The organism is Streptomyces sp. PL-29 (genome assembly GCF_058344425.1).
In genome coordinates this window covers 7,005,305-7,032,050 of sequence record NZ_CP136996.1, presented here as the reverse complement: position 1 = coordinate 7,032,050, position 26,746 = coordinate 7,005,305, and the positions used below count along the sequence as shown (strand labels likewise).

Sequence of the window (26,746 nt, the reverse complement as noted above, 5' to 3'; positions counted from 1 at the left end):
CAGCGCCGGACGTCACGGACGGCTCGTCGCCCCCGGTGGAGCGGGCGACCCGGACCGGCGCCGGCTCGTTCCGTCGGGCTCCGGCCTCCGCCACGGCACGCCTTCGGTGTCGGAGGACGGCCTGTCGTCAACGCGAGCACGGGCCCCGCGTCCTCGTCCTATGCCCGTCGGGGGGCGGGGCGGGAGGACACGGAGCCGTTGGGGCCGACAGGGCCGTCAGGCCAGCCAGGGCTTCCAGACGGATGCGTTGCGTTCGACCCACTTCTTCGCCGCCTGCTGCGGTGACAGCTTCTCCTCGGCGATCATCAGCGACACCTCGTTCTGCTGGGCCTTCGTCCAGCGGAACTTCTTCAGGAAGTCGGCCGCTTCACCGCCCGACCGGGCGAACCGCGTGTTGAGGTACTTCTGCAGCGGCGTGTGCGGGTAGGCGCAGGCCACCTTCTCCGGGTCGTCCGCGCAGCCCTCGGTGTACTCGGGCAGCTTCACCTCGGTCATCGGGACCCGATCGAAGAGCCACTGCGGCTCGTACCAGTAAGTGAGGAAGGGCTTGCGCTCCTTGGCGAACTGCTTGATCTGCGTGATCTGGGCAGCCTCGGATCCGGCGAAGACCACCTCGTAGTTCAGGCCCAGATTCTTCACCAACGCCTTGTCGTTCGTGACGTAGGACGGCGAGCCGTCCATCAGCTGCCCCCTGCCGCGGCTCTCTGGGGTGCGTAGCTGGTCCGCGTACGTGTCGAGGTTCTTCCAGTCGGTGACGTCGGGATGCGCCTCGGCGAAGTACGTGGGGACGAACCAGCCGATGTGGCCCGTCACTCCCAGGTCGCCGCCGCGGGTGACGGTCTTCTTCCCCTCCACGTACCGCTTTTCCTGCTCGGGGTGGCCCCAGTCCTCCAGGATCGCGTCGACGCGCCCCTGGCTGAGGGCGTCCCAGGCGGGCACCTCGTCGACCTGGACGGTGTCCACGCGGTAGCCCAGCTCGTGTTCGAGGAGGTAGGCGGCGACGGCGGTGTTCGCCTGGGCGCCGACCCACGACTGAACGGAGAGGGTGACCGTCTTGGCGCCCTGCGCGGCGGCGTACGGGGAGGACTGGCGGGTCATGTCGGCGGCCCCGCAGCCGGTGAGGACGGCGAGTCCGGTCGCAGCGGCGAGGACGGCCACGCCGTTCCGGCGGCGCAGATGGCGCAAGGGGCGCAGGGGGTGGGTGTCGCGCATGTCAGGCCTCCTTCGCGGGCTGGGTGACACGGTCGAGGAACAGGCCGAGGCAGACGATCGCGGCGCCGGCCACCAGGCCGGTGGCGAGGTCGCCCTGGGCGAGGCCGAGGACGACGTCGTAGCCGAGGGCGCCGCCGCCGACGAGGCCGCCGATGATGACGACGGCGAGGACCAGTACCACGGCCTGATTGACGGCGAGCAGCAGTGCGGGGCGGGCGAGCGGCAGCTGGACCTGGCGCAGCAGCTGGGAGCGGGTCGCGCCGAGCGAGCGGGCGGATTCCACGGCGGCCGGGTCCACGTCGCGCAGGCCCTGCACGGTGATCCGGACGACTGCGGGCAGCGCGTACACGATCGCGGCGGCGGCGGCCGGGGCGCGGCCGACGCCGAAGAGCGCGACCACGGGGATGAGGTACACGAACTGCGGCAGGGTCTGGCACGCGTCGAGGACGGGCCGCAGCAGCCGCTCCGCCCTGGCGCTGCGGGCGGCTCCCACAGCGATCGCGAAGCCGAGGACGAGCGTGACGGCCACGGCGGCCAGGACCTGGGACAGCGTGTCCAGGGAGGCTTCCCACACACCGAGCACGCCGACGGTGGCAAGGGCGAGGACCGCGGTCAGTGCGGTGCGCCAGGTGCCCACGCGCAGGGCGAGCGCACCGGCCAGGAGCAGGAGCAGCCACCAGGGGGCGGCCTGGAGCCCGCTGCGCAGCGGGTCGAGTATCCAGCCGGTGAACCGGGCGGCCCAGTCGGCGGTGCCGCCGACGACGGGTACGCCGGAGTAGAGGTGGTCGGTCATCCAGGCGACGGCCGAGTTCACCGGATCGGCCAGGGAGACGGTCCAGGAGTCGGGCCATACGGTGGTGCCGGCCATCCGGCCGGCGACGGCGGCGGCGACCGCCGCGAGGAGGGTGAGCAGGCGGCCGTACCCGCCGGCGAACACCCGTCGCAACAGTGACTGTTCGCCGGCCGGTACGGTGTGGGCGCCGAGTCGGCGGCCCGCGGCATCGGCGGTGCGGTCCAGGACCACGGCGAGCAGGACGATCGGAATGCCGGCGGTGAGGGCGGCGCCGACGTCGACGGAGGCGAGGGCCTGGTAGACGCGGTCGCCGAGGCCGCCCGCGCCGATCACCGAGGCGATGACGGCCATGGACAGGCCCGTCATGATGGCCTGGTTGACGCCGAGCAGGAGCTGTCGACGGGCGAGCGGGAGGCGGGCGGTCAGCAGCCGCTGGCGGCCGGTGGCGCCGAGCGAGGCGGTCGCTTCCATGACGCCCGCGTCGGCCTCGCGCAGGCCGAGGGCGGTGAGGCGGGCCATCGGCGGGGCGGCGTAGACGACGGTGGCGAGGACGGCGGCGGGCACGCCGATGCCGAAGACCAGCACCATCGGCAGCAGGTACGCGAAGGCCGGCAGGATCTGCATGGTGTCGAGCACGGGGCGCAGCAACCGGTCGGCGCGCCGGGAGAGCCCCGCGGCGAGGCCCAGGACGGCGCCGATGGCGACGGAGGCGGCGACGGCGACGACCATCAGGGCGAGGGTCTGCATGGTCGGCACCCACATGCCGAGCAGTCCGCAGGCGGCGAAGGCGGCGGCGCAGGTCAGCGCGAGGCGGACGCCCGCGAGGCGCCAGGCGACCAGGGCGGCCAGGGCGGTGACCCCGGTCCATCCGGCGGCCAGCAGGAGGACGTACACGGCGCGGACGCACACCACGACCGCGTTGCTGACGTGGCCGAAGAAGTAGAGGAACAGCGGGTGGCTGTCGCGGTGGTCGATGATCCAGTCACCGGCGCGTCCGAGCGGGCCCGAGAGGTCGGCGGCGAGGGCCGGGGGCCAGCTGCCGGAACCCGGGAAGGCCACGGCGAGCGGGACCAGGAGCACCAGGGCGACGCCCATCGGGACGAGGAAAGCGCGGCTCGCGAGCGGGCCGCGCGGGCCTCTGCGGGGACTGTCCTGAGCGGTGGGCGCGGCCGTGGAGGAAGCCGGCCGGGCCGCCGCGGGCCGGACGGAGGACGGTCGGGCCTGCGCGGGCAGCGCCGCACGGGAGCCGGCCGGCGCATGGGTCGGGGTCGGGGTCGGGGTCGCGGTCATGCGCACCACCTCCGGGGGTCGGGGACAAGGGTCGGGGGGCGTTCGGGGCAGGTCATGCCGCCACCCCCCGTCCGGTCGGGTCCGGGAGGCCGGCCACGACGGCAAGCAGCCCGGCGTCGTCCACGACGCCCAGGCAGCGGCCGCCGTCGACGACGCGGGCCGGACCGCCGCCGCGGGCGACGGTCTGGATGGCCTCGGCCACGGTGGTGGCGGGGTCCAGTGCGGGCCCCTGTTCGCTCTCCCCGGCGGCGGCGGGGCGCATCGCAGCGCGGACGGTGAGCACCTGTTCGCGCGGGACGTCGCGGACGAAGTCCCGTACGTAGTCGTCGGCCGGTGAGCCGACGATCTCCTCGGGCGTGCCGAGCTGGACGATGCGGCCGTCGCGCATCAGCGCGATCCGGTCTCCCAGGCGCAGGGCCTCGGTGAGGTCGTGGGTGATGAAGACCATCGTGCGGCCCTCGTCGTGGTGGAGGCGGGCCACCTCATCCTGCATCTCGCGCCGGATGAGGGGGTCGAGGGCGCTGAACGGCTCGTCGAACAAAAGCACTTCGGGGTCGGCGGCCAGGGCGCGGGCCAGGCCGACGCGCTGCTGCTGGCCGCCCGAGAGCTGGCCGGGGCGCCGGTCCTGCAGGCCGTCCAGGCCGACCTTGGCGAGGAGTTCGGCGGCCTTGGCCCGGCGGTCGCCGCGTGCGACGCCCTGGATCTCCAGTCCGTACGCCACGTTGTCGAGGACGGTGCGGTGCGGGAGCAGACCGAAATGCTGGAAGACCATGGCCGCGCGGTGGCGGCGCAGTGCGCGCAGCCGGGCGGTGTCCATGGCCAGGACGTCCTCGCCGTCGATGGCCAGGCTGCCGGCGGTCGGCTCGATGAGCCGGGTGAGGCAGCGCACGAGGGTGGACTTGCCGGATCCGGACAGACCCATCACGACGAAGACCTCGCCCTTGCGGACGTCGAAGGTGACGTCGCGGACGGCGGCGGTGCAGCCGGTGCGCTCGCGCAGTTCGGCGGCGGGCAGGTCGGCGGCGGCGGAGCCGGGGATCTTCGCGGCGGCCTTGTCGGGGCCGAAGACCTTCCAGAGGCCTTCCACGGAGAAGACGGAGGACCCGGCGGGGCCGTCGGCGGGCGCGGTGGTGGGGGTGGCGGGCGCGGGGGCGGTGGCGGGGGCGGTGTTCATCGGGCGTCACCCTCCCGGGCCACCAGCTCGGCTGCCTTCTCTCCGACCATGAGCACTCCGATCATCGGGTTGACCGCGGGCATCGTCGGGAAGACGGAGGCGTCCGCGATGCGGATGCCCTGGAGCCCGCGGACCTTGAGGTCCGGTCCCACGACGGCCGCGGGGTCGTCGGCGGCGCCCATCCGGCACGTGCCGGCTGGGTGATAGACGGTGTGCGCGACGGAGCGGGCGTAGGCGCTCAGCTCCTCGTCGCCGGTGATCTCCGGGCCGGGACACACTTCGCGTCCCAGCCAGCCGGCGAGCGGCTCGGTCGCGGCGATCTTCCGGGCGAGCTTGATGCCGTCGACCAGGGTCTGGCCGTCGTAGTCGTCCTCGTCCGTGAAGTAGCGGAAGTCCAGGGCCGGTTTCACCTCGGGGTCCGCGCTGGTCAGGTAGAGCCTGCCGCGGCTGCGCGGCTTGGGGATGTTCGGGGTCATCGAGACTCCGTGCGCGGGGCGCTGGTAGCCGATGCGCTCGGGGTTGTCGGTGAAGGGGACCTGGTAGAAGTGGAACATCAGGTCGGGCCCGGCCGATGCGGGGTCGCGGCGGACGAACAGGCCCGCGTCGCTGTCCATCGCGGAGTTCTCGGGCAGGGGGCCGTCGGTCTCCCATACGATCACCGATTCGGGGTGGTCGAGCAGGTTCTCCCCGACCCCGGGCAGGTCGTGCACCGGTGGGATCCCGAGGGCTTCCAGGTCCGCGCGCGGGCCAATGCCGGAGTGCAGCAGCAGCCGCGGGGTGTCCACGGCTCCGGCACACACGAGTACCTCTCGGCGTGCGGTGACCAGGGACTCCGTGCCGTCCGAGGCGCGTACGCGGACTCCGCGCGCCCGGGTGCCGTCGATTTCGAGGCGGTGGGCCCAGGTCTCCAGGAGGATGTGGAGGTTAGGGCGTTCGTCCATGACGGGGTGGAGGTAGGCCACCGAGGCGGAGGACCGCTTGTTGTCCTCGGGGTGGTAGGCGAGGTCGAAGAAGCCGACGCCCTCGTGGAAGGGCTTGCGGTTGAAGCCCTCGACGTGCGGGACGCCCAGGGCGGTCTGCGCGGAGTCGACGAAGTCGCGTGCGATGGCGTTGCGGTCCTTCTCCGCCACCGGAACGATGTTGTTGAGGAGCTTGTCGAAGTACGGGTCCATGGCGGCCGCGTGCCAGCCCTCGGCACCCGCCTCCGCCCACTCGTCCCAGTCGGAGGGGAGCGGCTTGAAGGAGATCAGGGTGTTGTGCGAGGAGCAGCCGCCGAGAACGCGGGCGCGGCTGTGGCGGATGTGCGAGTTGCCGCGGGGCTGCTCGGTGGTGGGGTAGTCGTAGTCGAGGTCTCCGCCGAGCAGGCCCATCCAGCGGCGCAGGGTGAGCACGTCGGGGCGGTCGACGTCGCTGGGGCCGCCCTCGATGACGGCCACGGTCACGTCCGGGTCCTCGGTCAGGCGGGAGGCGATCACCGAGCCGGCGGTGCCGCCGCCGACGACGACGTAGTCGTACTCGTGCTCGGGCTCGGGTGCCGTGGGGGTGGGGACGGGTGTGGGGGTGGTCATGGTTGTGCTCCTCCTTCAGCCCGCGAACCAGCGCACGGGGCGCGGGGCGAGGTTCTGGTACACGTGCTTGGTCTCGCGGTACTCGGCCAGGCCCGAGGGGCCCAGTTCCCGTCCGGTGCCGGACTTGCCGAAGCCGCCCCACTCCGCTTGCGGGAGGTAGGGGTGGAAGTCGTTGATCCAGACGGTGCCGTGGCGGAGCAGGCCCGCCACACGGCGACCGCGGCCCGGGTCGGAGGTCCAGACGGCGCCCGCGAGGCCGAATTCGGTGTCGTTGGCGAGTGCGACGGCCTCGGCCTCGGTGTGGAAGGTCTCGACGGTCAGGACGGGTCCGAAGACCTCCTCCCGTACGACGCGCATTCCGCGGTGGCAGCGGTCGAGTACGGTCGGCCGGTAGAAGTAGCCGGGCCCGTCGGGACGTTCGCCGCCGCACCGGAGCACTGCGCCCTCGGCGAGGGCTGAGGCCACGTACTCCTCGGTTCGTTCGCGCTGGGCGGCGGAGACCATCGGCCCGCACTCCACGCCAGGGTCGGTGCCTCGGCCGAGGCGGATCCGGTCGGCCCTGCGGGCGAGTTCGGTGACGAAGCGCTCGGCGACGCCCTCTTCGACGATGAGCCGGGATCCCGCGGAGCAGACCTGGCCGCTGTGCATGAAGGCAGCGTTGAGGGCTTGGTCGACGGCGGTGTCGAAGCCGTCCTCGGTGGCGCAGGCGTCGGCGAAGACGACGTTCGGATTCTTGCCGCCGAGTTCGAGGGCGACCTTCTTGACGGAGTCGGCGGCCGCGCGCATGACCTTCGTACCGCTGGTGAGGCCGCCGGTGAAGGAGACGAGGTCGACGCCGGGGTGTGTGCTCAGACGGGCGCCGACCGGGTCTCCGGGGCCGGTGACCAGGTTCGCGACGCCGGCCGGCAGACCGGCCTGGGCCAGCAGGTCGATGAGGGCCACCGTGGACAGCGGCGTGATCTCGCTGGGCTTGAGCACGAAGGTGTTGCCCGCGGCGAGGGCGGGGGCGATCTTCCAGGAGGCCTGGAGGAGCGGGTAGTTCCACGGGGTGATCAGGGCGCAGACCCCGACGGGCTCGTGGACGACGACGCTGTGGACGTCGGGGGTGCCGGCGTCGACGACGCGGCCGGCGCTCTCGCCGGCGACGAGGTCGGCGAAGTAGCGGAAGGCGTCGGCGACGCAGTCCACGTCCACGCGTCCCTCTTCCAGGGTCTTGCCCGCGTCACGGCTCTCCAGCAGGGCGAGGCGTTCGCGGTCGCGCTGGAGCAGGTCTGCGGTGCGCCGCAGGAGCGCGGCCCGCTCCAGGACGGGGGTCTGGGGCCACTCCCCTCCGTCGAAGGCCGCGCGGGCGGCGCTGACGGCCGCGTCGGTGTCTGCGGTGCCGCCCTCGGAGACGACGGCGAGGACCGTGGCGTCCGCCGGGTCGAGGACCTCTCGGGTGGCTCCTGACACGGCGGAACGCCAGGTCCCGGCGATGTGGATGGTCGGCTGCTCGGACACGACGCGCTGTACCTCCGATTCCGGCCACCGCGGCCTTCCCGCGGTGGTGCTGCTCGGGCGCGCCTGCCCCGCCCCTCGGAAACCATGTCCCATTCGTCACTGGAAGTGACGGGAGTCACTCCCCGTTGCCTCACCGGGAAATGGAGCAAAAATGGATATATGGGGCAGTCCTCGACGGGACGCCCTGGGGACGGGCCGGTCGGCCGGGCTCGCCGACGGGACCGCACCGCGGGCATCGGGGCCACGACGGGCGCACACCCGGAGAGGCGGCCTGAGGCCGCGTCCGGCGGGAGGAATCGTTCACGCCGCCGCATTCGAACCGGCAGCCAAGGACCCGGCCAGCGGCTCGCCGGTCAGCGCCCTCGCTCCAGGCCGGCCTCGCCAACGCCCGGGCCCGCAAGACCCGCTTATCCGCCCGTGTTGAGCAGCTGGAGAAACGGCAGTCGCACACGCTGGGAGCACAGGGCATAGCAGGTATCAGGGCCCGGAGCCCCGACCGACGTCGACGAGTTCCAGCGGAAGATCACGAGGCTGGAGCGGCACAACGTTGAACTGACATCCGCGTGGGAGGAGGCCCCAGTCCGATCTCGATGCCGCGAGGGAGGTCAGCCGGGACTTGGCCAGAGCACTGAACCAACGCGGCCGCCGCCTCGTACGGCCGTTGTCAGTGCCGGCTGAGAGGATCGTCGGCACGCCACCGCTACGTTCCAATCAGCCGCGTTCGAAGCAGTGCGCGTGGCCGATGGTGGAGAAGCCGCGACGCTCGTACCACTGGCGCGGCCAGTCTGACGCATCGGCGGTCAGGAACCGGGTACTGCAGCCCTCATCGGCAGCCATGCGCAGGGCGACGGTCAGGACGGCGTCGGCGTAACCGCGCCTGAGATGGTCCTCTGAGGTGATCAGGTCCTCGATCTGGGCTGTGCCAGTGACCGGATCCGCATAGAGGTCAGCCCATGAGGCGACCTCGCCTTCCTCTGTGCGGGCACTGATGAAGCGAACGATGTCCGCCCCGCGCCGGCGAGCTTCGCGTCGGTCGACAAGGTGGCGTATGACCTCGTTGTCGACGTCCGGAAGGAGGCCCCGCCATCGCCGGGTAAGTGGATCACGTAGCACATCGAGGTCTGCCTCATCCGCGGGTCCGCCAGCCGGCACTGGGCCTTCGTGCAGCATGACCGCATAGATGGAGTGGGCGTACCCAGCCTGGGTCAGCGGCTCTGCACACGCCAGTCCTGCTTCGTTGTCAAGGACGGAGATCAGTCGGTGTGGCAGATGGCCCAGTGCTTCCTCCGCGATAGTGGGCAGCGCCTCCGGGTCGACGGCCGTATCGATGATCACCTGGTTGTTCGCGCGGGAATGGAAGAAGGCGTCGTCATATACAGCGAAGCCGCCGGGGAGGTCGACGACGCGCGTGGCCTGCCGACGGGCGAAGGCGGATACGAAGGCGTTGATCCGCTGCAGTTCTGAACTTGGCATGGAGGGAGCCTATGCAGTGCTGACCACGGCCGCCGTTGACTTGTGTCGCGGGAAGAACCTTGCCCAGGGCGCCCTCCGGCCACCCGCTTGCCCCGCGGAAGACCCCATGACCTTTTCGTTCACACGCCGTTCGAAGACCTCCCGCGCCCCGGAGCGGCACGGTCCATCGAGCGGCGCATCGTGGCGGGGGCCGAGGGGCGCGCGTACGGGAGAGGGGGTCACGCCCGCGTTCCTTCCGGCGGGGGTGGTCCGTCGTGACCGCCCGTTCACCCACGGATCAGTGGAAGGATCCGGATCACGCGGGTCCGAGGACGTCGGCGAGGTGGCCGGCGAGGCAGGAGCGCACGTCTTCCGGGGTCATCCCCTCCTCGTCGATCAGGTGCGCAACGAGGTCGGCGCGAAGGGCGGCCAGCAGGGCGTGGGCGGTGAAGTCCGGTGCGTGGACTCCAGGCACCCGCTCGAGCTCCGTCCGCAGGGTTGCGTGCCACCAGCCGTAGTGCTCGGCCCGGTACGGGCTGCTGATTCCGGCCTCTTCCGCCGCCGACATCAGGTTCCGGTTCTCGATCTTGAAGTTCAGCGAGGCGTCGAGCAGGTCCGCGACCCGCTGCCGCGGCGAGGATCCCGCAGCCTCCTGCACCTCCCGCACCGTGCGCTGAAGGGGTTCGAGGCGGGAGGTAATCACCGCGGCGATCAGGCCGGCGCGGTCGCCGAAACGACGGAAGAGGGTGCCCTTGCCCACACCGGCGGCTGCGGCGATGTCGTCCATCGACACGCCGTGGGGGCTGGTGCTGGTCGCGAAGAGAGTGTCCGCCGCCGCCAGGACCGCTTCCCGGTTGCGCTGGGCATCCGCGCGCTCCGTGCGCTCCGTGCGCTCCGTGCGCTCTGCTCGTCGGGCCACGGGTCCTCCTCGGTCTGCGGCCTCTCCGGCCCCCGGAATGATATGTGCCCGGTCCCTGTCAGTGGCCGGCGGCCGCCCGGACCTCCCGTTCGACGAAGGCGCGAAGGGTACCCGGAGGGCGTCCGGTCAGGAGCTCGACGGTGTCCGAGGTGCGGTCCTCGGCGCCGTCGGCGATGGCGCGGTCCATGGCCGCCAGCATGGTGGCGAACTCCAGCGGGATCGCGGCCGCCCAGCGGTCGCGCAGTTCCTCGAACGTCAACTGCCGGTGCACGACGGGGCGGCCGGTGACCTCGGCGATGATCGCGGCGGCATCGGAATAGCTCAGCGCCTGCGGTCCGGTGAGAATCAGGTCGGTGTCGGGGGCCTGTTCTGTGGTCAGGGCGTGTACGGCCACGGCCGCGATGTCCTCGGCGTCGACGAATCCGACGCGGCCGTCGCCCGAGGCCGTGAAGATGGCGCCCTCCTCGCGGATGGTGCGTGCGTGAGGGGCGGAGCCGGCGAAGTTCTGCATGAACCAGGAGGGCCGCAGCACCGCCCACTCCTCGAAGAGGCCCGGCATCTGCTCGTGGACCCGGCCGGCCGCCGGACCGCCCGCAGGAATCGCCGACGAGCTCAACAGCACCGCACGGAGTACCCCTGCTGCGCGAGCTTGACGGAGGAAGGGCAGCATGACCGCGGCCGGGTCCGGGGAGCCGGTGGGCGGGACGAGGTACACCCGATCCACGCCGCCCAGGGCCCCGGCCCAGGTCGCGGGTTCGTGCCAGTCGAAGCGGACAGCCTCCGCGCCGGGCAGCGCAGTGGCGGTCCGGCCGGCCGTCTTGACGCGACGGCCCTTGGCAGCCAGCCGGGCGGTGACGCGACGGCCGGTAGTACCGGTGGCCCCGATGACCAGGGTGGCGTGGGCGGTCGTCATCGGTTCGCTCCGGTGAAGTCGGCGCCGGGCAGGGACGCGGCGAGGGGGTTCCAGTAGTCGCGGTAGGAGGCGATGAGACCGTCCGCGACCGTGACCACGGCGATGTAGCCCATGTCGTAGGGGGTGTCGGTCCGCACCAGCCTGCCGACGCCGCGCATCTCGGCCACGACCGTTTCGGCGACGGTGGTTTGATGGATCGTCACCTCGGGGAAGTCGTGCAGGTCCACGTGATCGGGGTAGTGGCGCATGTAGTCGCCGATCGCGGCCTTGCCCTCAAGGCGCCGCGGCCAGCCTTCGGGGGCGAAGGGGAATTCGAGTACACCGTCGGTGTGCCACAGGTCGACCCAGGCTGTGATGTCCTTCGCCAGCAGCAGGCGCAGGCCGTGGCGATACAGCTCCTCGGCCGTCATGGAGTTGGTCATGTTCGAGGCTTCCGTTTCCGCTCGGGGTGGCAGCGACGCCCGGCGGCTCGCGCGAACGCGGCAGCCGAAGTAAACGGACCGGCAGTCCGCATGATTCGAAGCATATGGACCGTCAGTCCGTTTAACAAGTGCGCTGCCGCGCGGACCGATTGGATGGCGCGCTCAGCCACCCCCCGCGCGACCGGGGACCTCGCTCCACACCGCCGACCCCCACACAGCCCCTCCCCCACCACCACACCGCACGGTCAGGCGGCCCGGCAGAGCTCCGCGGACTTCGCGCCCGCCGCAGCCCGGGCCACGGCGGCGGGCAGGCATCCGGCGCCACGGGAGGCTCCCGCGGCCTGCGCGTGGCCCCGCGCGTGGACGACGAGGCGGAGCAGCGCGAACCGTGCGACACCGGCGAGCGCCGAGGCCGACAGGTAGACGACCTGCTCCAGCAGCGGATCGGGAGCCGCCACCAGCTGCCGCAGACCCAGCATCGCCATGCAGGTCATCACGTACGCCGCGACGGCGGAACCGGCCGATTGCGCGTGCTGACGGCGGCTCGCGCGACAGCCCGCGCCGAAGGTGAAGCGGGCATGGAGCTCGGTGGCGAGGAGCGTGGAAACCGCGGCGATCAGGGCATTGGCGAGAGCCCAAGGAAGCCGGGCGACCAGGGCGCCCACGGCGAAGCTGGAGGCGACTCCCACCCCGCCGCCACACAGGACGAAGCGGGCGAAGGCGGTGACGACGCCGGGACGCGCCGCCTGCCGCCGACTCTGCACCGCCTCCATGACCCGACCCCTTCGACAGCCCGCCCTCGACAGCGCGCCGACATCCGCGGAGCAGACGGGCGCACCACCCTTGGCGCCATGACGGCCCATCCATGGCGCCACATCGAGCCATGTCGACGTCACATTGACTTGAATTCGGCAACATCGCAGGTCAAAAGCGGTGCCAGTATGGTCACTCGTTTCGAACCCGGGCTGCTCGCGAGCGGAGGCCGGGCGTGACGGAGGCGCCAAGGCGGAGATGGGGGCGCGTGGACCGGCACCCGAGGAACGGTCACCCCCGTGCGTGCACCAGGCTGAAGAGGACCCGTCGGTTCCTGTCGGGGAAGGCGGGATCGGCCCGCTCCAGCCTGACCCGGACACCGGCCCCGAGCTCGAGGTCGGCGGCATCCGAGGTGACTCTGCCCAGCACGGCGGGCTCCGCCAACTGGGCCTGCCCCTCCCGCGGGTTCGGCTGTGCGAGTTCCGCGTCCGTATCGATGATCACGGCGTCGAAGGTGCCGCCCACCCGGTCCATCAGCAGCGCCGCCTCGACCAGGTCCACGGACTGCCGGTCGACGGCGTTCCCTTTCGCCTTCTCCATCCGGCTGGGCAGGTCGCCCAAGGCCGCCAGCACCCACTCGGGCGCCGCGCGGCCCGCCGTCGCGGCCACGCAGATTTCGCCGGCGTACCGGTCGACCAGGCGGCGCAGCGGTGCCGTGCAGTGGGTGTACGGTGCCGCGATCGCCGCGTGGACCGTCTGTGCGGGGACGTGGTCATGGTCGGGGAAGGACGTGTAGACCGATTTCAGGAGCAGGGCGCCGGCCGCCTCGTGGAGGAACGCCGCGTGTTTCCGGTCGTGCGGATCGAGGGAGCGGATCAGCTCGGCGTACGAGACGTGGTGCGGCCAGCCGATGCCCAGGCCCTGGGCGATGCGGTGCAATCGGGTGACTTCGTGGGTCGGGGCCCGGTCCTGCGTCCGCAGGATGCCGGGGCCGCCGTCGAGCATCATCCGGGCCGCGGCCATCCCGGTCATGAGGGAGATCTGTTCGTTCCAGCCGTCCACGGGCAGCGCGGCCCGGTAACCCAGCCGGAAGGAACCGTCCTCGAAGGTCACCTCCTGGTCCGGCAGCCTGAGCGAGATGCCGCCCCGCTCGGCCTCGACCGCCTCGCGCAAGGTGCCGATCTCGCGCAGCAGGGCGAGCGGCTCCTCGGCGGTGCCCGAGTCGACGGCCCGCTGCACGCCCGCGTAGTCCAGTCTGGCTCTGCTGCGCACCAGGGCACGGCTCACGCTCGACCCGGTCAGCTCGCCGTGGGCGTCGAGGTCGTGCTGCCACAGCAGGGCGGGGACGTCCTGGTCCGGCAGCAGGCTGGCCGCGCCCTCGGAGAGTACGGGCGGGTGCAGCGGCACCTTACCGTCGGGGAAGTACAGGGTGACGATCCGCCTGCGGGCCTCGTCGTCCAGGGCATCTCCGGCGGTGACGAAGGCGGCCACGTCGGCGATGGCGTAGTGGACGCGGAAGCCGCCGCCGGGCCGCCTCTCCAGGTACATGGCCTGGTCGAGGTCCTTCGCGTCGGGCGGGTCGATCGTGAAGAGCGGCAGGTCGGTGGCGTCCCTGTCGGGGAGCCGGGGCGCCCGGGCAGCCGCTTCGGCCGCCGCGAGCACGGGTGCGGGAAAGCCCGAGGGAGCCTGCAGGTCGGTCCGCAGCTTCTTCAGGGCGGTGGCCAGGGCGGCCTTGGCCGCGTCGGACATGCGCATCGGGCGGCGTGGCATGCCCCGAGCGTAGGGCGGCGGGCGGTCACCGGCACGGCGGGCGATCCGTCCGGGTGCGGCAGGGCGCCCGAGCCCCGCCGCACCCGCGCCCCCGTCACCAGGCGGACCATCGAACGGCGCCCGCGGCGCGGCGCCCGGCCCTCGCCGCCCTCGCCGCCTTCGCGCCTTCGCAGGACGGTCAGGCGCCGGTGCCGAGGACCGTACGGATCAGCGTCCGCTGAGCCTCCGACAGGCAGGGGTCCTGCAGGTCGAGCACCTCATCGTCGACGGTGATCCGGTAGCGATAGCCGTCGGGCACGGGAGCGACGGCCCGTTGGGCCAGCTCCTCCAGGTCCGCCGCGTCAGGACGTCCGGAGGTGTCGAGCGCGCTGAGCTTCTCCAGGCCCCCGGCGAAGCCTCCGGAGCGGGTGACCGTTATCAGCATGGCCGTTCCTTCCTGTTCGCTGGTGCGTCACACGGTCTGCGGTCGCAGCCATCGGTGCGCATGCCCCGAACGGCGGAGCACGGTCACGGAGCGGGCGCCGAACCGTAAGAACGTCCGGAAAGGACCGCCCCGGGGCGGTCGAGCCCGCGGGGTGTCGGCGCGGTCGCTCCCCGCGCGAGAGCCCTCGTGAGCCGCTCGGCGGGGAGGGCGCGCGGGAGTTCCGGGCGGGCGGGGCGACGGAGCCCCGAACCCGGGCCGGAATGTCCGGTTTTCGATCCTGCTGGGGGAATACCCCCTCTGTTGCCGTCAGTTCATCCGGATGGAACCGGGGGCGGGCCCGCACCGCCCGTCCCCGACCGGCTCACATGGTCAAGGAGAAATCGTGCGCATCCTCTTCACCGGCCCGGCCTCGGCCGGACACCTCTTTCCCATGGTCCCGACCGCACAGGCCTTACGCGGCGCCGGACACGACGTACTGTTCGCCGGCTCGCAGCCGCTTCAGCAGCTGCGCCAGACAGGTTTTCCGGTGGTCGAGATAGGCGACGGCCGCACCCTTCAGGACGTTTTCGAGCAGGCCATGGGGGAGGAAGTCCGTTACGTCACCACCGACCTGACCTCCGACCAGATCCTCGACCGTGCGGCCCGCGGCTTCGCGTTCCTCTCCCGTCCGACCGTGGACGGTCTTCTGGAGGTCGCCGAGGGCTGGGGCGCCGACCTGCTCGTCTACGACTCCTTCCAAGCCTCGGCACCGCTGGTCGCGGCCAAGCTCAAGATCCCTTCGGTGATCCAGAACTTCGGTGTCACCTCCGGCCACGACATGGTCGGCCGGCTCGCCGCCCACTTCACCGAGACGTACGAGGCGTACGGGGTGGAGGGCCCCGCCCGGTCCACCGCACTGAACATCGTCCCCGCCTCCCTGGGAGGCGACCCCGGCGGTCTGCGCATGCGCTACGTCCCGTACAACGGCGGCGGCTTCGTCCCCGCCGGGCTGCTCCGCCGCGGTCCCCGCCCGCGCGTGGCCGTCACCCTGGGCACGGTGCTCAGCGAGCTGGACGGGGTCCGGGCCATCGTCCGCCTGGTCGAGGCCGCCGCGTCGGTGGACGCGGAGTTCCTGCTCGCCGTGGGCGATGCCGACCTCGCACCGCTCGGCACCCTCCCGGACAACGTCCGCCCACTGCCCTGGGTCCCGCTCGCCGAACTGCTGACCACGTCCGACGCCCTGATCCACCACGGCGGGTCCGGCACCCTGCTCACCGCCCTCCAGGCCGGCCTGCCCCAGCTGCTGCTCCCCCAGGGCGCCGACCACTTCACCAACGCCGACGCCCTCACCGCGACCGGGGCCGCCCTACGCTCCGCCTCCGACGACGTCGACACCGCTCTCCTCACCCGACTCCTCTCCGACCCGGCCCTGCGGGAGGCCGCCGACCGCCTGCGCGCGGAGAACGCCGCTCTGCCGACGCCGGCCGCGACGGTCCCGGCTCTGGAGGCGCTGATCACCTCCTGACGCGTCCGCCCGGCGTCACGCGAGCCGCGCGCGCCGGGACAGCAGCCCACGGCTCGGGGCCTGGAGCCCGGAGCGGGGACCTGCCGTCCGGGCTCCGGCCGTCCGCCGGGGCGCGGACGGCCGGGTGGACCGGGGCGGGCGGTCGGCCGCGGCTGCCTCAGCGCGGCCGCCACCAGGCCTTCGAGCGGCACCGGCGCGGGGCCTGTCCGTTGACTCGCTCGCTGCCGGACACGAGGTGCGATGGGATGTCAGCGGGTGTCGGCCCCTGCCGAGGCCCCGTAGGGACCGTACGCAGAGAATGATCGTCCAGCCCATCGGTACGGCGTCCTGCGGTCGGCATCGGGCTCGGCTTCCCCTACGCGGGGCACCCGGGCGGCGCCCGGCCGGCGGGAGGACGGTCGGCCCGCCGTCAGGGCATACCGTCGGGGTCGCAACTGGCCCGCCGCAGCCCGATGGTGCGCAGCGCCCGCATCAGGGCGTCGAAGTCCCCCTCGCGCACGATGTGGACCGCCCCCTCGGCCGTGAGTCCGGACACCGCGCGGGGCACCCGGTCGGCGGCCGTGCGCAGCACCACTCCGCTCGGCGGGTCCAGATCCCGCACCCCGCGGAACACGCGCAGGACGGCCGGATCCGAATCGATGCTGTCGAGCCCGGCCGGCAGGGACAGGACGGTGATGTCGGGCAGTAGGACGCGGGCGTGCGCGAGGGCGACGGCGGGATCGTGTGCGTGCGACACGACCCGGAAGTGCGGGCTGCGCTGGATGCCCGAGCGCAGCAGCTCCAGTTGCTCGCCCTCGGGCACGCCGACCACCAGGATCGTCATCACCCTCCCATCGTGGTTCCCCGCGCGCCGGGGGGCGACCCGGGAGGGTTCTCAGGGCCGTGCGGAGGACACCGGGGCCCGGTGTTGCCCGGCCGACCCGGCCGCCCGGTCCGCCTCGGCCGCTTCGGCCTCGGTGTAGGCGGAGGCGAAGGTGAAGGCGCGCGGCGAGGGCCCGTGCGCCCGGAGGTCGTCCAGCCGCTCCAGCGCCTCGTCGACGGTGGGCAGTCGGCCGGCGGGGATCCACCAGAGCACCAGGTGCGCCTCGACGTGCCGGTCGAACCACTCACGGCGGCGCCGCATCGCCTCCAGGTGTCCGCTGCGGTAGGCGAAGTCCCACAGGGCCTCCCTGCTCTCCCAAACGGACAGGTTGACGATGACGCCCTCCCCCGCCGGACGCAGACCGGTGGCGTCGACCTCCCCCTCCTCGACGAGCCGCCACACGAAGCCGGGGGCTCCGTCGGCGGCGGAGTTGACCGGATCGAGCAGCTCGACGAACGGCGCGATGCGCGGGTCGTCGAGGGGGTGCAGGAGTGTGGCGACGTTGAACTGGGCGAGGTGGGCGGCGTGCGCGGGTTCGGTCATGGCCTCATCCCAGCACGGCCCCCTTTTCTATGTCAATGCTCATTGTTTTTAGAAGCTTCGACCACCACGCAGCACTCCCCCGGCTTGGCGTCCATACGGGCACGAACCGGCCCGTCGACGCCGAACAGCCCTTCCAACAGCGCGAGGTTCATGCCGCAGACCAGGGGCGGGAAGCGCTCGGCGACCGCATGGAACGGGCAGTTGCGCATGCGGACGACGCCACCTCGGCCCGCCTCCCCCGCACCCTCCTCCAGGTGCGGTTCATAGCCGCGGGCGGCCAGCAGTTCCATCGCGTCCTCGATGCCCCCGCAGGGCGCCGCCGCCCCGCGCAGCAACTCGCCCCGGCGGCGCGCGGCAGCGCAGAGCCCCGCGTCCAGCCCGGCCTGCTCGGCCGCCTCGGCCAGCAGTTCGGCGGCGGTGCGATAGTCGCGGGCGGGCAGCGAGACCGACCGCTCGACCCGCGCCCGTGTGTACACCTTGGCCGGCCGCCCCGCCCCCGGCCCCGAGCGCCCCGTCAGGCGGCGGCTCCCGCTCTCCAGCAGGCCCGCCTCGGCCAGCCGGTCCAGGTGGTGCGCGGCGAGCGTGCGCGCCACACCGGTCGCCTCGGCCGCCTCGTTGCGACTCACTTCGTGCCCCTGGGCCGCCACGTACTCGTACAGTCGACGGCGCACCGGGTCCTGCAGCACCGCGATCACATCGATGTCCTTCACCCGGCCATTCTAGAAACAACGCGGGTCGGAGATAGAAGCGCCGACAGCGGGGGCCCACGGGATGGTCACACTCCCGGCCGACCGCGGTCGAGGACGACCATCCGCGGGTGCTCGCGGTGCTGGACGCGTGGTGGGGCGGCTTCAAAGGCGGGGCGGGATCGGCGGAACGCGCCCTACTGCTGCCCCGGCTGCACTTCCAGCACTTCACCACGACCAGCCTCCTGGTCGAACACGACAGCGGCGAGATCGCCGCGTTCCCGGTCGGATTCCTGTCACAGACGGCGCCCGAGGCCGCGTACGTGCACTTCGCCGGCATCGACCCGACACTGCACGGGCAGGGGGATTTCGGTTGGCGCAAAAGAGGAACAATTGACATCAAGATCAGCTGTCCGCCGTCGCCCCTGCCGACATCATCAGGAGAAGCCGAGGTGCCTCTCAGCCCGGGGGCCCTGCCGGGCCAGCCCACCTCCTACCGTGGAGAGTCACACACAAGCGCGAAGGGGTGGGGAGTATGACGATATGGGGACTGGTCATCGAGACGACCGTGGGTGTCGGCGAGCGCAAGCACACAGAGGCGCACGTGGTGGCGCACATCTCCGGATCCCGAGCGGAGGCGCTCACAGAGCTGGAACGGCGGGCGCGGAGCCACACTCCCGAGCACCCCAGAAGCCCCAGGCGTCGTCGGCTCCTTCGAGAGAGCGACGGATTCCTCCTCGTCGTTGACGGGGCGTGGCAGTCGTTCGTCACGCGGTTCACGGTGGCGGAGGTGCTGGAGGACTCTGCCGCGCCCGCTGTCCCGGAACCCGTGGAGGTGTCGAGCGAGCCCGTCACGTCACCTGGCGAGTCGGTCGGGCAGGTCGAGCGGTACGCGGACGGCGTACCGGTCAAGCCGGCGTGGCTGGGCCGCGACGACCTGTCGTGAGCGGTGGCGCGAGGCCGGCTGTGCACGCAGCATCCGACCAGCGCGATCAATCTCGGATGATACAAACTCGCGTCCGTCGCGATGGGATGGCAAGCGGTCAAAGTTCGGTGGCACCGGACACCGGGGAGCGTGACGGAGGGGACGGCCCGCATGGCACTCGCCCATTGAATCGAACATGTGTTGCAATAGAGGGGTGAGACCTACGCCCCGATTCCCCGATGATCTCGTCGCGCTCCAGGAGGCGTGGCTGCGTACGTATGCCGAGCTCGCGCAGGTGGCCGCCGGCGGCGGGACCACCCTGCTGCGGCGGCGGCTGATCGCGTTGTCCGGCCGGCTGTGCGCCCATCCGCACTGGCCCGCTCCGGCCGGCTGGCGGGACGGCGGCGTCGAGCTGCGGCGGACCGCGCGCGGGCAGGCCCGGACGCATCGCGAGGCGGCCTGACGATGCCCGCGCCCGGACGCCGGGGCGGGGCGGCGCGGCGGCCGGTCGGGGAGAGTCCGGTGGCTGTCCGGTGTGTCTGCGCGGCACGTGCGGCCGGGCTCCCTTGAATGGGCAGCCTCCTACGGAAACGGGCACCGTATGACCCTCCCCTCGCCCCACCGGGCAGCAGCCCCGGCCGCCGCCGCGGCCGGCTACACCCGCCGGTCACTCCTCACGGGCGCCTTCGCCCTGGCCGGCGCGGCGGCACTGCCCGTGGCCGCGGCCGGGCCCGCATACTCGGCCGCCGGCCCGAACGTCATCGCCTGCACCACCTGGGGGGCGCGGGCCGCTTCCGAACCCGTCGTCGTCCTCGCCAACCGCCCCGAGCGGATCGTGGTCCACCACACGGCGACGGCGAACGTCACCGACTATTCCCAGCAGCGCGCCTACGCCCTGGCCAAGGCGATCCAGAACTATCACATGAACGCGCAGGGCTGGATCGACACCGGTCAGCACTTCACCATCAGCCGCGGCGCCTTCGTGTTGGAGGGCCGCCACCACAGCCTCGCGGAGCTGAACACCGGCAGGCGCCAGGTGCGCGCGGCGCACTGCGTCGGACAGAACACGGTGTCGATCGGCATCGAGAACGAGGGCACGTACACCTCCCAGGCCCCTCCCGCGGCGCAGTTCGCGGCGCTGGCGGACCTGTGCGCCCGGGTCTGCAGCCAGTACGGCCTGCCTGCGTCGGAGATCTACGGCCACCGCGACTTCAACGCCACGTCCTGCCCCGGCGACCGTCTGTACGCCCTGCTGCCGACCCTCCGCAAGGAGGTCGCCACCCGCCTCGGCACGCCCCTGTCGCAGCCGGAGGCGGAGGATCCGGTGTGGGACTTGGTGCGCCAGATCACCGACCGGCCGTCCGCCACGCTCGGGGAATACCTGCCCGCGGGCCTACTCCCCTGACGGAGCGTCTTCCAAGAAACGGTCCGACGGGGGAGCCGGCCCGATCGCACACGGCGATACCGCGAGCGGCAGGCTGCCGGGCGGACCGGGAAGGCCTCGGGGCTGCCGCGCCTGCCGGTACGCACCCGGGAAACCCGTCCGACCCGTACGTAGGACAGGCGCGGCGCACGGCGCCACACGGATCCGCGTGGTGCGGCGGACGCCACGGCGCGGCCAGGGCCTGTCCGCAGAACGAACACGTCCACGGCTTCGTCCACGAGGCTGTACGCGCCCGCCGGCCCGGATAGCGTCGGCCCTTGCGGTCACCGCCGAGGTCCGCCCGTGCACCCGAAGGCAGGAACGAGATGAACCCCCTGGCCGCCCGCGGTCCGCACAGCGTCACGCTCGCCACCCGGGCCGACCGCAGCGTCATCACCCTCACCGGCGATATGGACCTCGACCACGTCGAGCCCTTCCTCGCGGCACTCCGGGAAGCCTGCACCGCCGCCGGTGCTCCGACGCGGGTGGTCGTCGACCTCTCGCGCCTCGACTTCTGCGACTCCACCGGCCTCAACGCCCTGCTCCACGCGCGCTCACTGTGCGAGTCTCACGGGCGAACGCTGACGCTCGCCGACCCCGCCCCGCAGTTCCACCGCCTGCTGCGCGTCACGGGCGCCGACGAGGTGTTCGACGTCTCCGTCTCCGACGCGCCCGGCGCGGGGCCGGTACCGTGACCGCGGCCTCGACTCCGCCCGCTCAGCCGGACCTGAGCGTGACCGAGGGCGCGACACCGTACTCCTGGCGGTAGGCAGCGGCGAAGCGGCCCTGGTGGGCGAAGCCCCAGCGTCCGGAAATGCCCGCAACGGTAGCGGAGCCCGACGGGTCGGCGGACCGGAGCTCGGCATGGGCACGGGCCAGCCGGACCCGGCGGAGATGACCGAGCGGCGTCGTACCGGCGTGGCGGGTGAAGGCGTACTGCACCGCGCGCGGAGTGACAGGGATCGAGGCGGCGATGTCGGCGAGCGTGATGTCGCGGTGAGCGTTGGCCTCGATGAACGCGACGGCGCGGCGCAGGGTGTCGCTGTGCGCGTCGCGGGTGTCGCGCGGGCCCGGCCGGTCCGCCCGGGCGGTGTTCGGCAGCGTGTTCAGCACCGTGGCCGCCAGGTGCTGGGCGGCCGTCGAGACCAGCAGCGCGTCCGGGTCGGCCGATGCGGCGCTGTCGTCGAGGACGTGGTCGCGGAGGTAGGCGACGGCCGCGCCGAGCCGCCGGTTCTCGGCGGGGCCGACGGCCCGGGGCCCGGTGATCCGTACCTCCCCGCCACGCGGAACGGAGGCGACCCGCCCCAGCAGGCGGGGATCGAACATGGTGATCGTGTACCGGGCTTCGCGGACCTGCCCCGCGTACGGGCGGTCGTGGGGGGCGATGAGAAAGGTCTCGCCGGGCCCGAAGACCTCCTCGCGGCCCCCGGTGGTGTCCACGATGGTCCCGCTGTGCATCGTCACCAGGCACACCTTGCCCAGGCAGCCCGCGTCGTAGCCCATCGTGTAGCCGAAGGACACCCGGTCGACGCTCAGTCCGCCGACTGCGGTGCGGGAGATCCGGACGCGGGTGTCCGTGGGACGCCCGCCGATCTGCATGGGGGTGTAGGCGGCGGACAGGAAGGCTTCGGTGGCCTCCAGGTTCCCGCTCTCGAAGAAGAGGTTCGTCATCGGGCCCTCCCGCGCCCCACCCGCTCATCGGCACGGCTGCCGACGGCGGGCTCCCCCAGTATGCCGTGCCCCGCCGACCGGACCGTCTACGTGACGGGGCGGAAGGTCACCGGGAGGCTCAAGGGACCGCGCAGACCACCCGGGCGCCAGCGGATCTCCTGCGGCTCCACGGCCAGGGCGAGTTCGGGGAGCCGACGCAGCGCGGTGCCGATCGCGACCTGCCCCTCCAACCGGGCCAGCGGCGCGCCGAGACAGTAATGGACGCCGTGGCCGAAGGCGAGGTGGGCGTTGTCCTGGCGGGTGATGTCCAGGCGGTCGGGGTCGGGGAACCGGGCCGGGTTGCGGTCGGCGATGGCCGAGGCGATGAGGACGGTCGCACCGCGCGGGACGATCGTCCCCGCGATCTCCGCGTCCACGCGGGCGAAGCGGGCGATGCCGGGACTGACCGGCCCGTCGTAGCGCAGGAACTCCTCGATCGCGCTGCCCAGGAGACCGGGGTCGCCGCGCAGGAGGTCGAGCTGGTCGGGGTGGGCGAGCAGCATGGCGATGCCGCCACCGATCAGGTTGACCGTGGTGATGTAGCCGGCGGCGAGCAGCAGGAAGACCATCGCGATGAGCTCGTCCTCGCTCAGCCTGCGTTCCTCGTCCCGGGCGGCGATCAGGGCACTGAGCAGATCGCCTCGCGGGCGGGCGCGTTTGTCCCGGATGAGGTCGGTCACGTAGGCGCGCATGTGCCGCCAGGCCTCGTCCACCGCGGCGGGGTCCGGCGGCTCCCCGCCGCGCATGATCATGCGGTCGGTCCAGTGCTGGAAGTCGTGCCGGTCGTCCGCCGGTACGCCGAGCAGTTCGCCGATGACGGCGACGGGCAGCGGCAGCGCAAAGTCCGCGACGAGGTCGGCGCGGCCGGCCGGGGCGATCCCGTCCAGGAGGCGGTCGGTGATGTCCTGGATCCGGGGCCGCATCTGCGCGACTCGGCGGGCGGTGAACGCCGTCGAGACCAGGCGGCGCAGGCGGGTGTGGTCGGGCGGGTCGCTGCGGAGCATGTTGCTCAGCATCGACTCCCGATCGGTCGCGGGCAGCTGGGCCAGGAGCCGGGGGTCCGAGGCGTCGCGTACGTCGCTGCTGAGACGGGGGTCCGAAAGGGCGGCAAGTCCGTCCTCGTAGCGGGTGACGAGCCAGGCCTCCAGCCCGCCCGCGGCGACGACGCGGCGTACGGGGCCTTCCTCGCGAAGTTCCCGGTACAGCGGGAAGGGGTCCGCGAGGAAAGCCGGGTCGGCATAGGGAAGAAGGACCGGCCGCTCACTCATCGTGCGCCCAGGAATACGACGCCCCTGCCATGGGCAAGGAGGATATGCGTCCGAGTCTCCACGAATGCAGCTTTTCGGTCATGCGGACGAGCGGTAACCAGTCGTGACGGGCGTGGCGTCGGTGCGTCGACTTTTCGCCGTCAAGGGCATGCTGATGGCCCGTCGATTTCCGATGCACGCGTGATCTGGGCCAAGGACCACTCCGGAAAGTATGATCAAGAAATGGCTGACATGACCGAAACTACGCCAGGCTGGCTGACCCGTGACGAGCTGGACGCGGCCAGGGCCCAGATGCCGATCCTGTACGTCGAGGCCGTTCCCGTGCGCGTGGACGACACCGGCGAAGTCACCAGCGTCGGGCTGCTCCTGCGGATCGGCCCGGACGGGACCATCAGCCGGACGCTGGTGTCCGGCCGCGTCATGCACCACGAACGGGTCCGCGACGCGCTGCTGCGCCACCTGGAGAAGGATCTGGGGCCGGTGGCCCTTCCTCAGGTGCCGGCCTCGCTCCAGCCGTTCACGGTGGCCGAGTACTTCCCGACGGCCGGGATCACTCCCTTCCACGACCCCCGCCAGCACGCGGTCTCCCTCGCCTACGTCGTACCGGTCACGGGTGACTGCCGTCCGCGGCAGGACGCCCTGGACCTGGTGTGGTTCAGCCCGGAGGAGGCGTGCTCGGCCGCCGTGCAGGGCGAGATGCCGGGGGGCCACGCGGTGCTGCTGAAGCAGGCCCTGGCGCACGTGGGACGCGCCTACTGAGGCCGTCCCTACGCGCCGCGGTCACCGGGGCGGGGCGGGATCGGGCGGTACGGGCGGGACCAGGGCGCGTCGGCGCCGGCGTCGGCGCCGGAATCCGGGCGCAGGCCGAGCTCGCCGAGCGCGTTGAGCGCCATCATGGCGGTGAACACCGGATTGGGGTTGGCGCCGCCCACTCGGCGCTCGGCGATGGCCCGCGCGTAGCGGGTGGTGAACGTGCTCGGGCGGACCGGCCCGTCCCCGCCGGTGAGGCCGAGTGCCGCGCCCTGGAGGGCCATGGCCTGCTCCAGCAGTCCGTCGAGGTGGGACACCGCCTCGGCTCCGCGGCGCAGGGCGAAGCTGTGGCCGTCGGTGAGGATCGTGGCCTCCCCTTCCTCGAAGAGGCCGGCGACGGCGCCGAGCACACTCTGGATCTTGAGCTGGTCGGCGTCGTACATCGCACCGCAGGCGCCGTTCCCCTCATCGGACAGGTGGAGGACCCCGCAGTCCCGCAGGTGCACGATCACGTGCCCGGCGCAGTGGCCCTGGCTGCGCAGGACGCGGACGGACCCGTCGGCGAAGGTCCAGCCGGTGAAGCGCCGTGAGCCGATGCGGATCAGCTCCGGCGGCCGCTCCTCGTAGGTCCGGGTCACCGCGGCGAAGGGCCGCAGCGGCGCGAAGAGCGCCACCACCTCGGCGGCCAGTCGGGCCGGCGGCAGCGGCACCGCCCAGGCGATGCGCTCGAAGGACCGCAGCCAGTAGGACTCCGGGTCCCGCATCTGGTCCAGGTCGCGGGCGGGGACGCAGTGCTGGACGGGCACGCCCAGTTCGTCGGCCAGGTCGTTGTTGCCGATGTGGTCGGGGTGGCCGTGCGTGGTCAGCACGACCGCCCGGGACCAGGGTCCGACCCGGTCGGCCGCCGCGCGCAGCGCGGCGCGGAACGCCGTCGTGACGCCCGTGTCCACCAGCACCAGGGTGTCACCGGCCCGGTGCACGAGGGCGTTGGCGACGTCCGGCCGACCGTGTGCGAGATCGAGCTCCCGGCCGAGGACCAGTACGGTCCTGTCGTCGATCCCGATCAGGTCTCCGAGCGCGGTCATGGATCCTCCCTCGGTCCGTTCGGGCCGGGCGGGGCGGGGCCGCGGCCGCTTCCGCCGACCGTGCAGGACCAGTCTCCCGCCGCGGCGGGTGCGCCGCACGGGCACCCACGTGGCGTACCGGCCGTGGGGTTCCCCGGCGGGCGCACGGCCGGGCCGGAAGGGGCACCGTCGAGACCGGAAAGCACCGGCACCCGTCAGCGGTGCCACGTACCGCCGGTGGGTAGGGAGCTGACCGTCGCGGCCCGTTCAACGCGGCACGCCAGGTGGACGGTTCGGGGAGGGACTGTGGCACTGCTCGATCAACTGCCCGCACTCATCGGGGTCGTGGTCGGCTCGTTCGGCTCCTACGCCGTCCAGACGCTGACCGAGCGCCGCCGGTGGAGACGGCAGCGGGAGGAGCGGTGGGACGAGAAGCGCTTCGAGACGTACGGCCGCTACGCCAACGCCTTGAAGGCACAGCTCCGCCTCACCCAGCGCATCGGCGCCTCTCTCGGATACTCCGACGTGGTCGACCCGTTGGCACCGGCCGACGGTCTGCCGCTGCTCGCGGACGCCGAGTCGCACCGTGCGACGGAGTGGGAGGCCGTCCTCCTCGTGGGTGACGCGGCGACGGTTGCGGCGGCACGGCGCTGGCACGAGACGATCTGGACCATACAGCTGCTGATCCGGGAGGACTCGGTCGACGGCGAGATGTGGACCAGGGCGCACCGGATGGCGAGCGCGGCGCGTGACGCCTTCTACGAGAGTGCGCGGCGCGACCTCGGCATCGAAGGCGCTCCCCCGCCGCCGGGACAGTGGCCCCGCGAGTGGCGGGCCGAGCTGTCCGGCTGAACGGGTCCCGACCCGTGCCCTGGCGGACCGCTGCCCGGTAGCGGCCACACCGTGGGAGCGACAGGCGCGTGGCCCGTAGAGGGCGGCCCATGGGCCGCCCTCGGCGGACGTCTCGCGCCACTGGGCACTGGACCGGAACCTACGCGTCACGACCATCCTCCACCGGGGTTCCACCCCACGAAGAGGGCAGAACCCAGCACCTGCTCACGACATCACGCAGGCCCCCATCCTTCGGTCTCCAGGCAGGCCCGGAGCTCCTGGCGGCCGGGTCGGACGCCGTTCCCGCCGGATTCCGGCGTTCTCCCCCAGAAGATCCATGGGATCTCTAGGGTGGTTGCGCTGTCTTTTCGCGCGGTCGGCCCCCCTGGGGCCGGCCCGTCACACAAGGGGGAGAACGGTGCTGGTCGAGACGTTGACAGCGTTGGCCGCCGCGGGTGGCGGCGCGGTCGTACAGGCTGCCGGGACGGACGCCTGGGACGGAGTACGGCGCCGGGTGGCGGGGCTCTTCGGGCGCGGCGACGAGCAGCGGGAGCGGGCCGAGCTGGAACGGCTGGACCGGACCTCCCGGGCGCTGGAAGCCGGCGCGTCCGCGGACCCGGAGCGGGAGCGTGACCGGCAGAGCGGCATGTGGCAGGGGCGCTTTGAGTCCCTGCTGGAGAACGCGGACCCGCAGGATCAGCAGCGCGTGGCCGACGAGCTGCGGGCGCTGCTTCGCTGTGGCGCCCTCCTCGAGGGCGACCTGGCCGTGTCCACCGGAAAGGCCACGGCCACGGACGGGGGCCACGCCGTGACCGGTGTCGAGCGCACCGGCGGAGTGGGCGGGCGGCCGGCGCGCGCGGTGAACACCGGGGACGCGCAGGCCACCGGCCCGGGCTCCCGCGCCGTCAGCGGCATCACTGATTCCCGCCATGATCCACGAGGCGCCTAGGCACCGGACACCGTCCGAAGGCCGGGGAGCGACGAGGCGAG

Annotated in this window: 27 protein-coding genes; 9 read left to right on the top strand and 18 right to left on the bottom strand. The window is 72.5% G+C overall.

What is annotated here, in order from left to right; genetic code table 11:
* Positions 1-216: 216 nt before the first annotated feature.
* The 12 genes from R4Z63_RS31980 to R4Z63_RS31925 form a co-directional block, all read right to left on the bottom strand.
* The gene (locus R4Z63_RS31980) at positions 217-1,212 is read right to left on the bottom strand and encodes an ABC transporter substrate-binding protein (protein ID WP_384446457.1); all 996 of its coding nucleotides are present in this window, start codon (positions 1,210-1,212) and stop codon (positions 217-219) included.
* Between the two features lies 1 nt (position 1,213).
* Entirely contained in the window at positions 1,214-3,100 is a 1,887-nt protein-coding gene (locus R4Z63_RS31975) for an ABC transporter permease (protein WP_384446589.1), read from the bottom strand.
* 247 nt (positions 3,101-3,347) lie between these two features.
* A complete protein-coding gene (locus R4Z63_RS31970; protein WP_384582244.1) occupies positions 3,348-4,469 on the bottom strand; it encodes a quaternary amine ABC transporter ATP-binding protein in 1,122 nt (373 codons plus the stop codon).
* Positions 4,466-6,037, bottom strand: coding sequence for a GMC family oxidoreductase (locus R4Z63_RS31965; RefSeq protein ID WP_384446461.1), 1,572 nt, complete (start codon positions 6,035-6,037; stop codon positions 4,466-4,468). The genes R4Z63_RS31970 and R4Z63_RS31965 overlap by 4 nt, the downstream gene beginning before the upstream one ends.
* A gap of 15 nt (positions 6,038-6,052) precedes the next feature.
* A complete protein-coding gene (locus R4Z63_RS31960) occupies positions 6,053-7,537 on the bottom strand; it encodes an aldehyde dehydrogenase family protein (protein ID WP_384446463.1) in 1,485 nt (494 codons plus the stop codon).
* A 711-nt stretch (positions 7,538-8,248) separates the two neighbouring features.
* Positions 8,249-9,010, bottom strand: coding sequence for a GNAT family N-acetyltransferase (locus R4Z63_RS31955; protein ID WP_384446465.1), 762 nt, complete (start codon positions 9,008-9,010; stop codon positions 8,249-8,251).
* Between the two features lie 295 nt (positions 9,011-9,305).
* Complete coding sequence (locus tag R4Z63_RS31950; RefSeq protein WP_384446467.1) at positions 9,306-9,908, bottom strand: TetR/AcrR family transcriptional regulator; 603 nt, start codon at positions 9,906-9,908, stop codon at positions 9,306-9,308.
* Positions 9,909-9,966: 58 nt separating this feature from the next.
* Positions 9,967-10,821 carry an NmrA family NAD(P)-binding protein gene (locus R4Z63_RS31945; protein WP_384446469.1) on the bottom strand — a complete coding sequence of 285 codons (855 nt, stop codon included), beginning with the start codon at positions 10,819-10,821 and terminating at the stop codon, positions 9,967-9,969.
* A complete protein-coding gene (locus R4Z63_RS31940; RefSeq protein ID WP_384446471.1) occupies positions 10,818-11,243 on the bottom strand; it encodes a nuclear transport factor 2 family protein in 426 nt (141 codons plus the stop codon). Before R4Z63_RS31940 ends, R4Z63_RS31945 begins: the two co-directional genes overlap by 4 nt.
* 245 nt (positions 11,244-11,488) lie before the next feature.
* A complete protein-coding gene (locus tag R4Z63_RS31935) occupies positions 11,489-12,016 on the bottom strand; it encodes a GtrA domain-containing protein (RefSeq protein WP_384446473.1) in 528 nt (175 codons plus the stop codon).
* A gap of 271 nt (positions 12,017-12,287) precedes the next feature.
* Complete coding sequence (locus R4Z63_RS31930) at positions 12,288-13,766, bottom strand: RNB domain-containing ribonuclease (protein WP_037917546.1); 1,479 nt, start codon at positions 13,764-13,766, stop codon at positions 12,288-12,290.
* A gap of 178 nt (positions 13,767-13,944) precedes the next feature.
* A complete protein-coding gene (locus tag R4Z63_RS31925; protein WP_037917544.1) occupies positions 13,945-14,190 on the bottom strand; it encodes a protealysin inhibitor emfourin in 246 nt (81 codons plus the stop codon).
* Positions 14,191-14,572: 382 nt separating this feature from the next.
* On the opposite strand from R4Z63_RS31925, the gene R4Z63_RS31920 reads away from it, so the two are divergent.
* Positions 14,573-15,694 (top strand): nucleotide disphospho-sugar-binding domain-containing protein, encoded by a 1,122-nt coding sequence (locus tag R4Z63_RS31920; protein WP_037917541.1) that lies wholly within the window; start codon positions 14,573-14,575, stop codon positions 15,692-15,694.
* 409 nt (positions 15,695-16,103) lie between these two features.
* On the opposite strand, the gene R4Z63_RS31915 is transcribed toward R4Z63_RS31920, so the two are convergent.
* Genes R4Z63_RS31915 through R4Z63_RS31905 form a run of 3 tightly spaced genes read right to left on the bottom strand, consistent with a single transcriptional unit; the run spans position 16,104 to position 17,809 of the window.
* Positions 16,104-16,520 carry a response regulator gene (locus R4Z63_RS31915; RefSeq protein WP_157840185.1) on the bottom strand — a complete coding sequence of 139 codons (417 nt, stop codon included), beginning with the start codon at positions 16,518-16,520 and terminating at the stop codon, positions 16,104-16,106.
* Positions 16,521-16,568: 48 nt separating this feature from the next.
* Complete coding sequence (locus tag R4Z63_RS31910; RefSeq protein ID WP_384446477.1) at positions 16,569-17,099, bottom strand: DUF3291 domain-containing protein; 531 nt, start codon at positions 17,097-17,099, stop codon at positions 16,569-16,571.
* A 32-nt stretch (positions 17,100-17,131) separates the two neighbouring features.
* Positions 17,132-17,809, bottom strand: coding sequence for a helix-turn-helix transcriptional regulator (locus R4Z63_RS31905; RefSeq protein WP_384446479.1), 678 nt, complete (start codon positions 17,807-17,809; stop codon positions 17,132-17,134).
* Between the two features lie 107 nt (positions 17,810-17,916).
* Between R4Z63_RS31905 and R4Z63_RS31900 the strand changes: the two genes are divergently transcribed.
* The 5 genes from R4Z63_RS31900 to R4Z63_RS31880 all read left to right on the top strand — a co-directional run bounded on the left by R4Z63_RS31900 (position 17,917) and on the right by R4Z63_RS31880 (position 20,828).
* Entirely contained in the window at positions 17,917-18,324 is a 408-nt protein-coding gene (locus R4Z63_RS31900; RefSeq protein ID WP_491522620.1) for a hypothetical protein, read from the top strand.
* Positions 18,321-18,731, top strand: a complete 411-nt coding sequence (locus R4Z63_RS31895; RefSeq protein WP_384446483.1) for a hypothetical protein — start codon at positions 18,321-18,323, stop codon at positions 18,729-18,731. The genes R4Z63_RS31900 and R4Z63_RS31895 overlap by 4 nt, the downstream gene beginning before the upstream one ends.
* 193 nt (positions 18,732-18,924) lie before the next feature.
* Positions 18,925-19,173 (top strand): DUF8825 domain-containing protein, encoded by a 249-nt coding sequence (locus R4Z63_RS31890; protein ID WP_384446485.1) that lies wholly within the window; start codon positions 18,925-18,927, stop codon positions 19,171-19,173.
* A 138-nt stretch (positions 19,174-19,311) separates the two neighbouring features.
* Positions 19,312-20,115 carry a peptidoglycan recognition protein family protein gene (locus R4Z63_RS31885; RefSeq protein WP_384446487.1) on the top strand — a complete coding sequence of 268 codons (804 nt, stop codon included), beginning with the start codon at positions 19,312-19,314 and terminating at the stop codon, positions 20,113-20,115.
* A gap of 344 nt (positions 20,116-20,459) precedes the next feature.
* Positions 20,460-20,828 carry an STAS domain-containing protein gene (locus tag R4Z63_RS31880; RefSeq protein WP_037917530.1) on the top strand — a complete coding sequence of 123 codons (369 nt, stop codon included), beginning with the start codon at positions 20,460-20,462 and terminating at the stop codon, positions 20,826-20,828.
* Positions 20,829-20,850: 22 nt separating this feature from the next.
* Here the strand turns inward: R4Z63_RS31880 and R4Z63_RS31875 are convergent, their stop codons facing one another.
* Positions 20,851-21,804, bottom strand: coding sequence for a helix-turn-helix transcriptional regulator (locus tag R4Z63_RS31875; protein WP_384446489.1), 954 nt, complete (start codon positions 21,802-21,804; stop codon positions 20,851-20,853).
* Positions 21,805-21,890: 86 nt separating this feature from the next.
* The gene (locus R4Z63_RS31870) at positions 21,891-23,111 is read right to left on the bottom strand and encodes a cytochrome P450 family protein (RefSeq protein WP_384446491.1); all 1,221 of its coding nucleotides are present in this window, start codon (positions 23,109-23,111) and stop codon (positions 21,891-21,893) included.
* Positions 23,112-23,342: 231 nt separating this feature from the next.
* On the opposite strand from R4Z63_RS31870, the gene R4Z63_RS31865 reads away from it, so the two are divergent.
* Positions 23,343-23,870: an NUDIX hydrolase family protein gene (locus R4Z63_RS31865; RefSeq protein ID WP_037917524.1), complete on the top strand. Its 528-nt coding sequence runs from the start codon at positions 23,343-23,345 to the stop codon at positions 23,868-23,870.
* Between the two features lie 8 nt (positions 23,871-23,878).
* Here the strand turns inward: R4Z63_RS31865 and R4Z63_RS31860 are convergent, their stop codons facing one another.
* A complete protein-coding gene (locus R4Z63_RS31860; protein ID WP_384446493.1) occupies positions 23,879-24,946 on the bottom strand; it encodes an MBL fold metallo-hydrolase in 1,068 nt (355 codons plus the stop codon).
* Between the two features lie 285 nt (positions 24,947-25,231).
* Here R4Z63_RS31860 and R4Z63_RS31855 point away from each other — a divergent pair, with 285 nt between their 5' ends.
* On the top strand, positions 25,232-25,777 hold the full coding sequence (locus R4Z63_RS31855; RefSeq protein ID WP_236647498.1) for a hypothetical protein: 546 nt from the start codon (positions 25,232-25,234) through the stop codon (positions 25,775-25,777).
* 397 nt (positions 25,778-26,174) lie between these two features.
* The gene (locus tag R4Z63_RS31850; RefSeq protein ID WP_384446495.1) at positions 26,175-26,705 is read left to right on the top strand and encodes a hypothetical protein; all 531 of its coding nucleotides are present in this window, start codon (positions 26,175-26,177) and stop codon (positions 26,703-26,705) included.
* The last annotated feature ends 41 nt before the right edge of the window (positions 26,706-26,746 follow it).